At 68.4% G+C, this 15,518-nt stretch carries 2 protein-coding genes (both running past the window's edge); both read left to right on the forward strand.

Translation table 11 applies throughout. The annotated features are described in order from the left end of the window. A protein-coding gene (locus tag OG322_RS21630) for a non-ribosomal peptide synthetase (RefSeq protein WP_266411758.1) crosses the window boundary here: on the forward strand, nt 1–3,475 show its end. The gene continues 12,776 nt to the left of window position 1, outside the view; 3,475 of the gene's 16,251 nt are visible here — the last part of the coding sequence; its start codon lies off the left edge, out of view; its stop codon occupies nt 3,473–3,475. Beyond that, a protein-coding gene (locus tag OG322_RS21635) for a non-ribosomal peptide synthetase (RefSeq protein ID WP_266411759.1) crosses the window boundary here: on the forward strand, nt 3,472–15,518 show its 5' portion. It continues 4,024 nt past the right edge of the window; only the first 12,047 of its 16,071 coding nucleotides appear in the window; its start codon is at nt 3,472–3,474; its stop codon lies beyond the right edge, outside the window. The genes OG322_RS21630 and OG322_RS21635 overlap by 4 nt, the downstream gene beginning before the upstream one ends.

Here is a 15,518-nt window from a genome sequence, read left to right on the forward strand (position 1 = left end):
CGACGACGACTTCTTCGCGCTCGGCGGGCACTCGCTCCTCGCGGTCTCCCTGGTGGAGCAGTTGCGGACGCGTAGTGTGTCGATCTCGGTGCGGGCGCTGTTCCAGACGCCCACGGTCGCCGGGCTCGCGGCGGAGGCGGCTCCGGAGCAGGTGGAGGTGCCCGCCCGCCGGATTCCGGTAGATGCGGACGTGATCACCCCCGGAATGCTTCCGCTGCTCGATCTCTCGGCCGACGAAGTCGAGCAGGTCGTGGCGCAGGTGCCGGGTGGCGCGTCCAACGTGGCGGATGTGTACCCCTTGGCTCCGCTGCAGGACGGCATCTTCTTCCACCACTTGATGGCGGACAAGGACAGCCGTGATGTCTATGTGCTCCCCATTGTCCTCGGGTTTGACTCTCGAGACAGGCTGGACGCGTTCCTTGAGGCTCTGCAGCGCGTGGTCGACCGGCACGACATCTACCGCACGTCGATCGTCTGGGAAGGCCTGCGCGAACCGGTCCAGGTCGTGGCGCGTCATGCGGAACTCCCGGTTCATGAGCTCGAACTCGACGCTGTTGGGTCCGACGCGGTCGAGCAGCTGCTGGAGCAGGCCGGCGGATGGATGGACCTCCGCAGTGCGCCGTTGATCCGGATGAGTGCCGCTGCGGAGCCGGGCAATGGCCGGTGGCTTGGCCTCTTGCAGATCCACCAGATGGTCAGGGACCACACGACGCAGGAAGCGCTCCTGAGGGAACTGGGCGCATTCCTCTCCGGACAAGGTGACTCGCTGCCTGAGCCGCTCCCGTTCCGGGAGTTCGTGGCGCAGGCCCGCCTCGGTGTGTCGCGCGAGGAGCACGAGCGCTACTTCGCCGGACTCCTCGGTGACGTGGAGGAGACGACGGCGCCGTACGGGCTGCTGGACGTACACAGCGACGGCATCTCGTCGGAGCGTGCCCAGCTCGCGATCGATGACGAGCTCTCCTCGCGTATACGAGAGTTGGCCCGCACGCTCGGTGTGAGTGCTGCCACGGTGTTCCACCTGGCATGGGCGCGAGTACTCGCGACGGTCAGCGGCCGGGACGATGTGGTGTTCGGAACGGTGCTGTTCGGACGGATGAACTCCGGTGCCGGTGCGGACCGGGTCCAAGGCCCCTTCATCAACACCCTGCCTGTGCGCGTCCGGGTCGACTCGACCGGTGTGGGCAAGGCGCTGTCCGGGCTGCGGGAGCAGCTGGCCGAGTTGTTGGCCCACGAGCATGCGCCGCTCGCACTGGCGCAGAAGAGCAGCGGAGTACCCGGAACGAGTCCGCTGTTCACCTCCCTGTTCAACTACCGGCACAACCAAGTCGCGGCCAGGGCGATGGCTCGCGAGTCGGAGCAGGGAGCTGACACTGGGCTCGAGGGCGTCAGCGCGCTGCTCACCAGGGAACGCACCAACTACCCCCTCGTGGTGGCGGTGGACGATCTCGGAGTCGGCTTCAGGCTTACCGTCGACGCTGTGGCCCCGGTCGACGCGCAGGCGGTGTGCGCACTGCTGTGCACCGCTGCGGCGAACCTGGCGGCCGCTCTGGACGAGGTACCGGATGTCCCGCTGAATCGCGTGGACGTGCTCGACGACGGTGAGCGGGATCGGCTCCTGACGGAGTGGAACGACACGGCGGTCGACGTCGAGGCTGCGACGATGCCGGAGCTGTTCGAGGCCCAAGTGGCTCGCACCCCCGACGCCGTGGCTCTTGTGTCCCAGGGCACTGAAGTGTCGTACGCGGAGCTGGACGCACGGGCGAACCGGTTGGCGCGGCTGCTGGTCGGGCGAGGCGTGGGACCGGAGTCAGTGGTCGCCGTGTGCATGGAACGCGGCGTTGATCTGGCCGTTGCCCTGCTCGGCGTGCTGAAGGCCGGAGGCGCGTATCTGCCGGTCGACCCGGCGTATCCGGCCGAGCGAATGGCCTTCATGCTCGAAGACGCCTCGCCGGTGGTTGTGCTGACCACGACCGAGCCGGGCCGGACGCTTCCCGCGGGCGCGCACCGGATCACACTGGACGAGCCAGCCGTGGCCGAGACGCTCGAGTCTCTCGACACGAGTGTCCTGGGCCAGGGCGAGCGGCTGGCCGCGCTGACATCCGGGCACCCCGCCTACGTGATCTACACCTCGGGTTCCACGGGCCGCCCCAAGGGCGTACTGGTGGAGCATCGGTCGGTGGCGGGACTGCTGGCTTGGGCCGCCGACGCCTTCAGCGACGGTGAGCTGTCGCGGGTCCTGGCCTCGACCTCTCTCAACTTCGACGTCTCCGTGTTCGAGCTCTTCGGACCGCTGGTTTCGGGCGGCAGCGTCGAGATCGTCCGCGACCTTCTCGCCCTGGTCGACGAGCCGGCCGAGCCCTGGTCGGTGAGCCTGATCAGTGCTGTTCCGTCCGCGCTCGCCCAGGTCATCGGCGGCGGCGAGCTGGAGGCGCGGCCGCGGACAGTGGTCCTCGCGGGCGAGGCGCTGACGGCCGATGCCGTGGGCAGCGTCCAGGACGCCTTCCCGGGCGCCAAGGTCGCGAACATCTACGGTCCGACTGAGGCGACCGTCTACTCGACGGGCTGGCACACGGTCGGTGTCGGCGACGCGACTCCGCCGATCGGCCGTCCGATCTCGAATGCCAGGGTGTACGTCCTCGATGGACAGATGGCACCGGTTCCCACCCGAGTCGTGGGCGAGCTCTACATCGCGGGTGGAGGACTGGCACGCGGCTATCTGCGGCGTCCGGCCCTTACCGGCGAGAGGTTCGTGGCCGACCCGTTCGGTCCGGCCGGATCGAGGCTGTACCGGACCGGGGACCTGGTGCGCTGGCGCGCGGACGGAAACCTGGAGTACGCGGGCCGCGCCGATGAGCAGGTCAAGGTCCGGGGCTTCCGAATCGAGTTGGGTGAGGTGCAGACCGCTGTGACGGCGCACCCGTCGGTGGCGCAGGCCGTCGTGATAGCCCGTGAGGACGGAGCAGGGGACAAGCAGCTGATCGCGTACGTCGTCGCCGCCGATGACGCCGACGTGAGCAGCGTACTGTCGGACAGCGTCCGGAAGTTCGCCGGAGATCGGCTTCCCCAGTACATGGTTCCCTCCGCTGTCGTGGTGCTTGACGCGCTGCCTCTGACAGCGAACGGAAAACTGGACCGCAAGGCCTTGCCTGCCCCCGACTACGCAGCAACGGCGGGTACGGGCCGAGCTCCCGCGACAAGGCAGGAAGAAGCCCTGTGCCACGCCTTCGCGCAGGTGCTCGGAGTGCCCGTGGTCGGGGTCGACGACAACTTCTTCGCCCTCGGCGGGCATTCGCTGCTGGCCACCCGCCTCGTGAGCAGAGTGCGGTCGCTGCTGGACGTGGAGATGTCGATTCGGGCGGTATTTGCCACCCCGACGCCGGCAGGACTCGCGGCTTGGCTCGCGGATCAAAGCAGTCGACAGAAGAGAACCAAGCCCATGCTGCGGCCGATGCGCAAGCAGGAGGAGTCCCGGTGATCCCACTCTCATTCGCTCAGCGCCGGTTGTGGTTCCTGGGACAGCTGGAGGGGCCGAGCGCGACCTACAACACACCGATGGTGCTGCGTCTGTCCGGCAAGCTCGACTGCGAGTCGCTCGAGGCCGCGCTCCGGGATGTGATCGCGCGGCACGAGGTGCTGCGGACCGTCTTCCCCGCAGTGGCCGGTGAGCCGTGCCAGCGAATACTCCCGCTTGAGGAGACCGGGTTCGAGCTGCCGCTCGTGCCGGTGGCCTCCGAGGAACTCACAACGGCGATCGCCATGGTGACGCAGCGCCCGTTCGAACTGGGCGTTGAAATCCCCCTGCGTGCCTCACTGCTCGTCGAGAGCCGAACAGAGCATGTGCTCGTTCTGACGGCACACCACATCGCCGTCGACGGCTGGTCTACGGGGCCGTTGGCGCGGGACCTGTCGGCCGCGTACGAGGCGAGGTGCGCGGGCCGGGCACCGGAGTGGGAGCCGCTGCCGGTGCAGTACGCCGACTACGCGCTGTGGCAGCGGGAGGTGCTCAGCGACGAGGACGGGGTTCTTGCGGAGCAGGTCGCGTACTGGCGGAAGGAACTCGCGGGCGCACCGGAGGAGCTGGAGCTGCCTGTCGACCGGACACGTCCGGCGGCCTCCTCGCATCAAGGCCATCGGGTAGCGCTGGAGATTCCGGCCGATGTGCATGAGCGGCTGGCCGCGGTGGCGCGTGAGCGCGGCGTGACCCTGTTCATGGTGATGCAGGCCGCAATGGCCGTGACGCTCAACCGGGTCGGTGCGGGAACCGACATCCCGATCGGTGCTGCCGTGGCCGGGCGTACCGACCTGGCGCTGGAGGATTTGGTCGGCCTCTTTGTGAACAGCTTGGTGATCCGGACCGACCTGTCCGGGGACCCGACGTTCGACGAGGTCCTCGGCCGTGTTCGGGAAGCCGGGGTCGGTGCGTTCGAGCACCAGGACGTGCCGTTCGAGCGGCTGGTGGAAGAGCTGGCTCCAGCCCGCTCGCTGTCTCGCCACCCGCTGTTCCAGGTCATGCTGACGGTGCAGAACGCGGGTTCGTCGAGCATGCTCCTGCATGGGCTGGAGGTTGAAGGGATTTCGGCCGGCGGGACGACTGCGAAGTTCGATCTCGAAGTGTCGGTGGGAGAGAAATTCGACGCCCAGGGCGCCCGCGCCGGGGTGAGCGGACGGCTGGTGGTGTCGGCGGACCTCTTCGATGCGGAGACGGCCGAGCGGTTCGCGGGCTGGCTGCTGAAGGTTGTCGAGACGGCCGTCACAGCCCCTGAGACGCGGCTCTCGGCCATCGACGTACTGAGTGTGGCGGAGGGTCGGCAGCTGGTCGAGGGCTGGAACGCCACCAGCATTGCGGTGCCGGAGGCGACGGTGCCGGGACTGTTCGCGCAACGAGTGGCGAGCGCCCCGGAAGCAGTGGCCCTGCTGTCCGGGGACGCTGAGCTGTCGTACGCCGATCTGGACGCGCGGGCCAATCAGCTGGCACGGCTGTTGGCGAGCCGGGGTGTGGGACCCGAGTCGATGGTCGCCGTGTGCATGAAGCGCGGCGTCGACTTGGTGGTGGCCATGCTGGCTGTCCTGAAGGCCGGCGGCACATACCTGCCTGTTGACGTGGACTATCCCGCTGAGCGGATCGCATTCATGTTCGCGGACGCCGGCCCGGTGTGTGTGCTGACGTCGACCGAGTTCGCCTCGGTGGTGCCGGAGCCGGCGGGGATGCCGGTGCTGACGGTGGATGGCCCGGAGACAGCGGTTGAGCTGGCGTGGCTGGACGGGTCGGCGTTGAGCGACGAAGAGCTCAATGGGTCTCTGGCACTCGAGAATTCGGCGTACGTGATGTACACGTCGGGCTCGACAGGGGTGCCGAAGGGCGTCGTGACGACGCATCGCGACCTCGTGGAGCTGGCTTCCGCGTCGCACTGGGGTCTGTCGGGTGCGTCTCGCGTGTCGTTCCTGGCGCCACATGCCTTCGACGCGTCGTCGTACGAGGTATGGGTCGCGCTGCTGTCTGGTGCCGGCATCGTGGTGACGCCGCCCGACGTGGTCCTCGACGGTGGGGCGCTGCGGGGGTGGGTCGACGAGTTCGGGCTCACGCACGCGCATGTGACCGCGGGGCTGTTCAGGGTCCTCGCGGAGCGGGACCCTGAGTGCTTCGCCGGTCTTCAAGAGGTGCTGACCGGCGGTGACGTGGTGCCGGTGGGCGCTGTGGAGCGGGTCGTGGAGGCGTGTGCCGGGCTCGTCGTGCGGCATCTGTACGGGCCGACCGAGGTGACGCTGTGCGCGACGCAGCATGTGGTGACCGGGCCCGGAGCGTTGGACGGCGTACTGCCGATCGGCGGGCCGTTGGACAACACCCAGGTGTTCGTTCTGGACGAGCGTCTCTCCCCGGTTCCGGTGGGAGTCGCAGGCGAGCTGTATGTGGCAGGCGCCGGTCTGGCACGCGGCTACCTCGGGCGCGCGGATCTGTCGGCCGAACGGTTCGTGGCCTGCCCGTTCTCCGGTTCTGGCGAGCGGATGTACCGGACCGGCGACCGGGCCCGGTGGAGGGCCGACGGCCAGATTGTGTTCGGGGGCAGGGCCGATGAACAGGTGAAGGTCCGCGGCTTCCGAGTGGAGCCGGGCGAGGTCCAGGCGACGCTAGCCGTGCACGCCGGGGTCGCTCAGTCGACGGTCCTCGCGCGCGAGGACACTCCCGGCGACAAGCGCCTGGTCGCCTACGTCGTGCCCGCGGCAGTGGACGCCGTGCCGGAGGAATTGGCGGACGAGGTCCGTGCGTTCGCCGCGGAGTGGCTGCCCGCGCACATGGTGCCTTCAGCGGTCGTGGTGCTGGACGCGCTGCCGTTGACGGCGAACGCGAAAGTGGATCGCAAGGCTCTGCCTGCACCGGAGTACGCGGCGGGTGGTGGACGGGCGCCCGTCACGGTGCAGGAGGAGATCCTCTGCCAGGCGTTCGCGCATGTGCTGACCTTGGAGAGCGTGGGCGTCGAGGACGACTTCTTCGTGCTCGGCGGGCATTCGCTCCTTGCCGTGTCGCTGGTGGAGTACCTCCGAAGCCGTGGCGTGTCCGTCTCGGTGCGCGCGCTGTTCCAGACGCCGACGCCTGCCGGGCTGGCCGCCGCGGTCGGTCCTGCCGAGGTCACGGTCCCGCCGAACCTGATTCCCTTGGGCACCGAGCAGATCACGCCGGAGATGCTGCCGCTGGTCGATCTGACCGTCGACGAGATCGCGCGGGTTGTCGCGACGGTGGAGGGTGGCGCCGTCAACATCGCCGACGTGTACCCGCTTGCTCCGCTACAGGAAGGCATCTTCTTCCACCACCTCATGGGTGGTGAGCACGGCAACGATGCGTACACGATGCCTACGGTGCTGGCGTTCGAATCACGGCGGCGGCTTGACGCGTTCCTCGGAGCGTTGCAGCGGGTCGTGGACCGCCATGACATCTATCGCACAGCGATCTTGTGGCAGGGCCTGCGCGAGCCGGTCCAGGTAGTGATGCGCGACGCCGTGCTCCGGGTCAAGGAAGTCGCGCTCGACCCTCAAGGCGGGGATCTGACACAGCAGTTGCTGGAAAGTGGCGGGTCGTGGATGGACCTGAGCCGGGCACCCCTGATGGACGTGCACCTCGCTGCCGAGCCTGGCAGCGACAGGTGGCTCGTCCTGCTGCGTAGCCATCACCTGGTCCAGGACCACACCACGCAGGACGTGCTCCGCGGTGAGCTGAGCGCTCTCCTGGCCGGCCGCGGTGATCAGCTGCCCGAGCCGCTGCCCTTCCGCAACTTCGTGGCGCAGGCCCGCCTCGGTGTGGCGCGCGAGGAACACGAGCGCTACTTCGCAGAGCTGCTCGGCGACGTGGAGGAGACGACGGCGCCGTACGGGATGCTGGACGTTCGCGGCGACACGAGTGGTGCTCAGCGGGCGCGACGGTACGTCGACGGTGAACTCGCGGCTCGGGTACGGGAGACGGCCCGTTCGCGCGGCGTGAGCGTGGCCACGGTGTTCCACCTTGCGTGGGCGCGGGTACTTGCGGCGGTCAGCGGCCGGGACGACGTGGTCTTCGGAACGGTCCTCTTTGGACGGATGAACGCCGGAGCGGGTGCCGACCGGGTGCCGGGACTGTTTCTCAACACGCTGCCGGTGCGGGTACACGTCGACTCGACCGGCGCAGACGAGGCGCTGTCGGGGGTCCGGGAGCAGTTGGCCGAGTTGCTGTTGCACGAGCACGCGCCGCTGGCGCTGGCTCAGCAGGCCAGCGGGGTGCAGGGAGACAGCCCGCTGTTCACCTCGATCTTCAACTACCGACACAGCCAGACGGCTGGACAGGCAGCTGCCCAGAGAGCGGACACCGGGCTCGAGGGCATCAGGACCGTACTGACAAGGGAGGCGAGCAACTATCCCGTCAGCGTGTCGGTCGACGACCACGGCACCGGATTCGGCCTGAGCGTCAACGCGATCGGTCTGGCCGAGTCGGAACAGATGTGCGGATTGCTGCACACGTGCATGGAGAACCTGGTCACCGCCCTGGAGGACGCGCCGACGACTCGGATGTCGGCGGTGGAGATCCTCGAAACCGGTGAGCGGAACCAGCTCCTGGCGGAGTGGAACGACACGGCGGTCGAGGTGGCGGATATGACGCTGCCGGAGCTGTTCGCCGCGCAGGTGGCGCGAACCCCTGACGCGGTGGCGGTGGTTTCGCAGGGCGTGGAGGTCTCGTACGCGGAGCTCGACGCGCGTGCGAACCGGCTGGCCCGGCACATGCTGGGACAGGGTGTGGCACCGGAGTCCTTGGTCGGGGTGTGCCTGGAGCGCGGCATCGACATGGTGGTGGCCCTGCTGGGTGTCCTGAAGGCGGGAGGCGTGTGCCTTCCGCTCGACCCGGAGTATCCGGCGGATCGCAACGCGTACATGCTGGACGACGCGGCACCGGACGCGGTGCTGGCATCGGTGGCCACGGCGTCGCTGCTGCCGCGCTCCGTGGCGCCGGTGGTCCTCGACTCGCCGGAAACGGTGCAGGCGCTTGCCGCCCTGTCGCCGGACACGGCCGCCCCGGGTGAATGGGCCGGCCCGCTGCCCGCGAACTCCGCGTATGTGATCTACACGTCGGGGTCGACCGGCCGTCCCAAGGGAGTGGCCGCGCGGCACGAAGGCCTCAGCAACCTGTACGCCTTCCACCGCACCCGAGTGATGCCGCAAGGGCCGGACCGCATGCGGATGGCGTTGACGGCCTCGTTCTCCTTCGACACCTCGTGGGAGGGCCTGCTGTGGATGGTGGCGGGACACGAGCTGCATGTCATCAGCGACGAAGAGCGCCGTGACGCAACGGCTCTGGTCCGGCACATCGAGGCCCGAGAGATCAATGTCATCAACGTGACGCCCACGCACGCCGAGCAACTTGTCGCGGAAGGGCTCCTGGACACACCTGAGTCGGTCCTCCAACTCGTGATGCTGGGGGGCGAGGCGCTCGGCGGGCCGCTGTGGGACCGGGTGCGGCAGGCCGGGGGCGTTCAGGTCCTCAACCTGTACGGCCCGACCGAATGCACTGTGGACACACTCTGGTTCGACGCGGAAGGAAGTGAACGGCCCTTGGTGGGCGGGCCGCTGGCCAACGCGCGGGTGTACGCGCTGGACGGGGAACTGCGGCCGGTGCCCGCCGGCACTACAGGCGAGTTGTACGTGGCGGGTGCGGGGCTGGCCCGCGGCTATATACGCCGGTCGGCTCTGACGGCTGAGCGTTTTGTGGCGTGCCCGTTCGAGCCCGGTACGCGGATGTACCGGACGGGTGACCTGGTGCGCTGGGACCGGGAAGGCCGTCTGGAGTACCTGGGGCGCGCGGACGACCAGGTCAAGATCCGTGGCTTCCGGATCGAGCCGGGCGAGATCCAGGCTGTGCTGGGCGACCATCCGCAGCTGAACCAGGCCGCGGTCATCGCGCGTGACCACAGCACGGGGGACAAGCGGCTGGTTGCCTATGTCGTCCCGGCCGAGCCGGATGCCGCGCCAGCCGAACTGGCTTCGGAAGTAAGGCAGTTTGCCGCTGAGCGTCTGCCGCAGTACATGGTGCCCTCGGCCGTGGTCGTGCTTGATGAGCTGCCGCTTACGGTGAACGGGAAGCTCGACCGCAACGCCCTTCCCGCTCCGCAGTACGCCTCGGGCGCCGGGCGCGGACCTGCCACCGCACAGGAGGAGATCCTCTGTGGGGCGTTCGCCCAGGTGCTCGGCGTGGACAGCGTCGGGGTGGATGACGACTTCTTCGCGCTCGGCGGCCATTCGCTGCTGGCGATGCGGCTCGTGGGCCGGGTGCGCGCGGTGCTGGGCGTGGAGTTGCCGCTGAGGGCGTTGTTCGATACACCGACGCCGGCCGGAGTGGCCGCACGGCTGGACACGGTGGGAACGGCCCGCCCCGAACTGGTACCCATGGTGCGTCCGGAGCGGATCCCGCTGTCGTACGCGCAGCGCCGGCTGTGGTTCTTCGGCGAGCTGGAGGGGCCGAGTGCGACCTACAACATCCCACTGGTGCTGCGACTGTCCGGCCGACTGGACCGAACAGCACTTGAAAGCGCTCTGCGGGACGTGATCGGGCGCCACGAGGTGCTCAGGACCATATTCCCGGCGGTCGCCGGTGAGCCGTATCAGCGGATGCTTCCGGTCGAGGAATCCGGCTTCGAGCTGCAGGTCGTAGACGTGGCCCCGGAGGAATTGGCCGAAGCAGTGGCCGAAGGGGCGACTCGCTCGTTCGATCTGGGTGCTGAAATCCCCTTGAGGGCAGCCCTGTTCGCTGTGAGTCCTGACGACCACGCCCTCTTGGTGGTGGTCCATCACATCGCCGGGGACGGCTGGTCGAGCGGTCCGCTGGCACGAGACCTGTCGGCGGCGTACTCGGCCCGTTGCTTGGGCGCGGCTCCCGAGTGGACCCCGTTGCCGGTGCAGTACGCGGACTACGCGCTGTGGCAGCGAGAGCTGTTGGGCGCGGAGGACACCTCCGACGGGGTCATGTCGGAGCAGGTCGCGTACTGGCGGGAAGCGCTCGTAGGAGCCCCCGAAGAGCTGACGCTTCCCGCCGACCGGCCACGGCCGACGGTGTCGACCCATCGGGGACACCGCATCGCGCTGGACGTACCGGCCGAGGTGCATGAGCGGCTCGTGGAGGTGGCGCGCGAGCGCGGAGTGACCGTGTTCATGCTGCTGCAGGCCGGACTGGCGGTGACGCTCAACCGGATCGGAGCAGGAACGGACATCCCGATCGGGTCCCCGATCGCGGGACGTACCGACAAGGCACTGGACGATCTGGTCGGCTTCTTCGTCAACAACCTCGTGCTGCGTATCGACGTGTCGGGGGATCCGACGTTCGCCGAGCTGCTGGAGCAGGTTCGGGAAGCGGGCTTGCTGGCGTTCGCGAACCAGGATGTGCCGTTCGAGCGCCTGGTGGAGGAGCTGGCCCCGGCCCGCTCGCTCGCCAGGCACCCGCTGTTCCAGGTCATGCTGACGGTGCAGAACACGGGTGCGGCGGAGGTGAGCCTGCCCGGTCTCGAGATTGCCGGGCTGCCTGCCGCGGGAGCGGCGGCGAAGTTCGACCTCGAAGTCTCTGTGGGGGAGAAGTTCGACTCACAGGGAGCACCGGCAGGTCTGCGGGGATCGCTGATCGCGGCGGCGGACCTCTTCGAGGAGAGGTCCGCCCAGCGCATCGCCGGTCACTGGGCGAAGGTCCTGGAAGCCCTGGCCATCGATCCGCAGACGCGGATGTCGGCGGTGGAAATCCTCGACACCGGCGAGCGGAACCAGCTCCTGGCGGAGTGGAACGACACGGCGGCCGACGTGCCGGACGCGACGCTGTCCGAGCTGTTCGCGGCCCAGGTGGCCCAGAACCCCGAAGCGGTCGCCGTTGTCTTTGAGGGCGCAGAGGTCTCGTATGCGGAACTCGACGCCCGCGCAAACCGGCTGGCCCACCACCTTGTGGACCGGGGAGCCGGCCCTGAGTCGATCGTCGCCGTATGCATGGAACGCGGTGTCGACCTGGTGGTCGCGCTGCTGGGCGTGCTGAAGGCGGGAAGCGCCTATCTTCCCGTGGATCCGGAGTACCCGGCGGATCGGATCGCCTTCACGTTGGCCGATGCCGGTGCGGTCTGCATGGTGACTACGGCGGCGTTCGACGAAGCGTTGCCCGAGCACGTGGCGCGGGTCGTGGTGGACGCCCCGGCGACCGCGGAGGACCTCGACTCCAGGCCGGAAACTGCCCCCGAGGCATCGACGACATCAAGCAATCCGGCGTACGTGATCTACACATCGGGCTCGACAGGCCGTCCGAAGGGCGCGGTGGTCCCGCACGCGGGCATCGTCAATCGGCTCGCGTGGATGCAGTCCCGGTACAGCCTGACTCCGGGCGAACGTGTGCTGCAGAAGACACCGTTTGGTTTCGACGTGTCGGTGTGGGAGTTTTTCTGGCCACTGCTGAGCGGCGCCGCCCTCGTCCTTGCCCGGCCGGGCGAGCACCGGGACCCCGTCTACATCGCGGAACTCGTACGCGAGCAGTGGGTGACGACTGCCCATTTCGTGCCCTCGATGCTGGACGCATTCCTGTCCGAACCCTCGGCGAGCGAGTGCGTGACCCTGCGGCGGGTGCTCTGCTCGGGCGAGGCGCTGCCCCTGCCGACTCAGACGCGCTTCTTCGACCTCTACGACGGAGTGGAACTCCACAACCTGTACGGCCCCACCGAGGCGGCGGTCGACGTGACGGCGTGGCACTGCCGGCCCGAGCAGACGGACGGATCCGTACCGATCGGCACGCCGATAGCCAACACCCAGGTGTACGTCCTTGACGCTTCGCTGAATCCGGCCCCGGTCGGGGTGGGCGGCGAACTGTACCTGGCAGGGGTGCAGTTGGCGCGCGGATATGTCGGCGACAGCGCACGGACGGCAGAGCGGTTCGTGGCGTCCCCGTTCGTGCCCGGCGAGCGGATGTACCGCACGGGCGACATCGCGAGGTGGAACGCCGACGGTCACCTGGAGTACCTCGGGCGCGAGGACGAGCAGGTGAAGATCCGGGGATTCCGCGTGGAACTCGGCGAGATCCAGGCCGTGATCGCCATGCATCGGGCAGTCACGCAAGTCACCGTGTCCGTTCGCGAGGACATACGGGGGGACAAGCGTCTGGTCGCGTACGTCGTTCCGTCGGACGACGCTGAAACCGGTGCGCTGCCTGACGCCGTGCGTGCCCACGCGGCCGGACTGCTGCCGCAGTACATGGTCCCGTCGGCCGTCGTCGTCCTGGACGAGCTGCCGCTGACGGTGAACGGAAAGCTGGATCGCAAGGCCCTTCCTGCCCCGGAGTTCGCCTCGGGCGCGGGGCGCGGACCAGCCACCGCACAGGAGGAGATTCTCTGCGGCGCCTTCGCGCAGGTACTGGGGCTTGCCTCGGTCAGCGTGGAGGACGACTTCTTCGCGCTCGGCGGCCATTCGCTTCTGGCGACCCGGCTGGCGAGCCGGATCCGCGCGTTGCTCGGCGTGGAGCTGCCGCTGCGGTCGCTGTTCGAGGCTCCCACGCCGGCGGGCGTCGCTGCCCGTCTCAGCGGAGAGCAGATGGCACGCCCCGTGCTGCTGCCGATGGCACGTCCGGAACAGATCCCGCTGTCGTACGCGCAACGCCGACTGTGGATCATCGGTCAGCTGGAGGGGCCGAGCCCCACCTACAACATCTCCGTGGCGCTGCGCCTCACCGGTGAGCTCGACCGGAAGGCGCTCGAGGGCGCGTTGCGTGATGTCATCGGCAGGCATGAGGCGCTCCGCACGGTGTTCGGAGTGGCTGACGACGGTGAGCCCTACCAGCGGATTCTTCCGGTCGAGGAGACCGGGTTCGAGCTGGCCTTCACTGAGGCGGACTCGGACGCGCTGACGGACAAGCTGTCTAACGCCACGCGGTACGCGTTCGATCTTAGTGCCGAGATCCCCTTGCGGGCATCGCTCTTCGCGGTGGCACCGACGGAGCACGTACTACTTCTGACCGTGCATCACATTGCCACGGACGGCTGGTCGAACGGTCCGTTGGCGCGGGATCTGTCGGCTGCGTATGAGGCGCGGTGTGCGGGTGGTGCTCCGGAGTGGTCTGCGTTGCCGGTGCAGTACGCGGATTACGCGCTGTGGCAGAGGGAGCTGCTGGGTTCGGACGATGATCCGGAGAGTGTGCTGTCCCAGCAGGTGGCGTACTGGCGCGATGAACTCACCGGTATCCCTGACGAGTTGATGCTGCCGCACGACCGCCCCCGTCCGGCTGTCCCATCGCACCAGGGCCACCGGGTGGCCCTTGACGTGTCCGCCGAACTGCACGGCGAGCTGCTGGCGTTGGCGCGCGAGCGCGGCGTGACTCTGTTCATGCTGATGCAGGCCGGTCTGGCCGTGACGCTGTCGCGGTTGGGCGCGGGTTCTGACGTGCCGATCGGTGCGGCGATCGCAGGTCGCACGGACGAGGCACTTGACGAGCTGGTCGGGTGTTTCCTTAACACTCTCGTGATACGGAGCGAATTGTCCGGCAATCCGACGTTCGCTGAACTTCTGGAGCAGGTGCGAGAGACAGGGCTGCGAGCCTTCGCACATCAGGATGTGCCGTTCGAGCGGTTGGTGGAGGAGCTGGCTCCGGCTCGCTCTCTGTCCCGTCATCCGCTCTTCCAGGTCATCCTCACTTTCCAGGACACCGCCTCGATGGAAGGAGCCGACGCGAGTGCTGCCGCCGGGCTTTCCGGGCTTCAGGTGAGCGGCATGCCAGCGGGCAAGGCGGGGGCGAAGTTCGACTTGGCCTTGGCCGTAGGGGAGGTCTTCGACGAGCAGGCCGCTCCGGCGGGGCTGCGTGGTGCTTTGATCGCGGCGGCGGACCTCTTCGACGTCGAGACCGCTGAGCGGCTCATGGGTTATCTGGTTCGGGTGCTATCGACGGTGGTCGAGGATTCGTCGATACCCGTGAGTGACGTTGATGTGCTCGGTGGGGGTGAGCGTCGTCGGGTTCTGACTGGGTGGAATGACACGGGTGTTGAGGCGTCGGGTGTGTTGGTTCCTGGGTTGTTTGAGGCTCAGGTGGCGCGGACGCCGGGCGCGGTGGCTGTGGTCTCGGATGGTGTGTCGGTTTCGTTTGCGGAGTTGGATGGTCGGGCGAATCGGCTGGCGCATTACCTGAGGTCCCAGGGGATCGGCGGCGAGTCGGTGGTCGGTCTGTGTCTGCCGCGTGGTGTCGAGACGATCGCCGGGATTTTGGCGGTGTGGAAGGCGGGCGCCGGGTATCTGCCGATCGATCCCGCGCAGCCGGCGGAGCGGATCGCGTTCATGATGCGGGACAGCCGTGCCGTACTGACCTTGACGACCGAGGAGATCCTGGACGATCTCCCGGCGGGTCGTCAGCGGCTGGTCGCGGTGGATGGTGCGCTGGTGGCGATGCAGCTCGCCGCCGCCCCGGCAACGGTTCCTGAAGTGGCGCTCTCTGGCGGTCAGGTGGCGTATGTGATCTATACGTCGGGTTCGACCGGGCGCCCCAAGGGTGTTGCGGTGACGCACGGTGCGTTGGCGAACTACGTCAGCTCGGTTCCGGCTCGTGTCGGGTTGGGCGGGTCGGGGGGCCGGTATGCGGTGCTGCAGGCGCAGGCCACCGATCTGGGTAACACGGTGGTGTTCGCGAGCCTGACCACCGGTGGCGAGCTGCACATCCTCCAGGAAGAGGCGGTCACCGACCCGGTGGCAGTCGCCTCGTACCTGGAAGCACAGCGGATCGACTTCCTGAAGGCGGTGCCCTCGCATGTGGCCGCGCTGGGAGCGGCAGCCGCGCTGCCCGCCAAGGCGCTGGTGCTCGGTGGTGAGGCGGCCTCGCCGGAGCTGGTCGGTGAGCTGCTGGCGGCTGCGGGCGAGTGCGGCGTGTTCAACCATTACGGTCCGACGGAGGCGACGATCGGTGTCGCCACGACACGCCTGACTGCGGAGATGGTCGCGTCCGGGGTGATTCCTGTCGGGTCCCCGGTGGCCAACACCCAGCTGTACGTGCTCAACAGCGCTCTGCAGCC

The organism is Streptomyces sp. NBC_01260, from assembly GCF_036226405.1.
Classification (GTDB): Bacteria; Actinomycetota; Actinomycetes; order Streptomycetales; family Streptomycetaceae; genus Streptomyces; species Streptomyces laculatispora.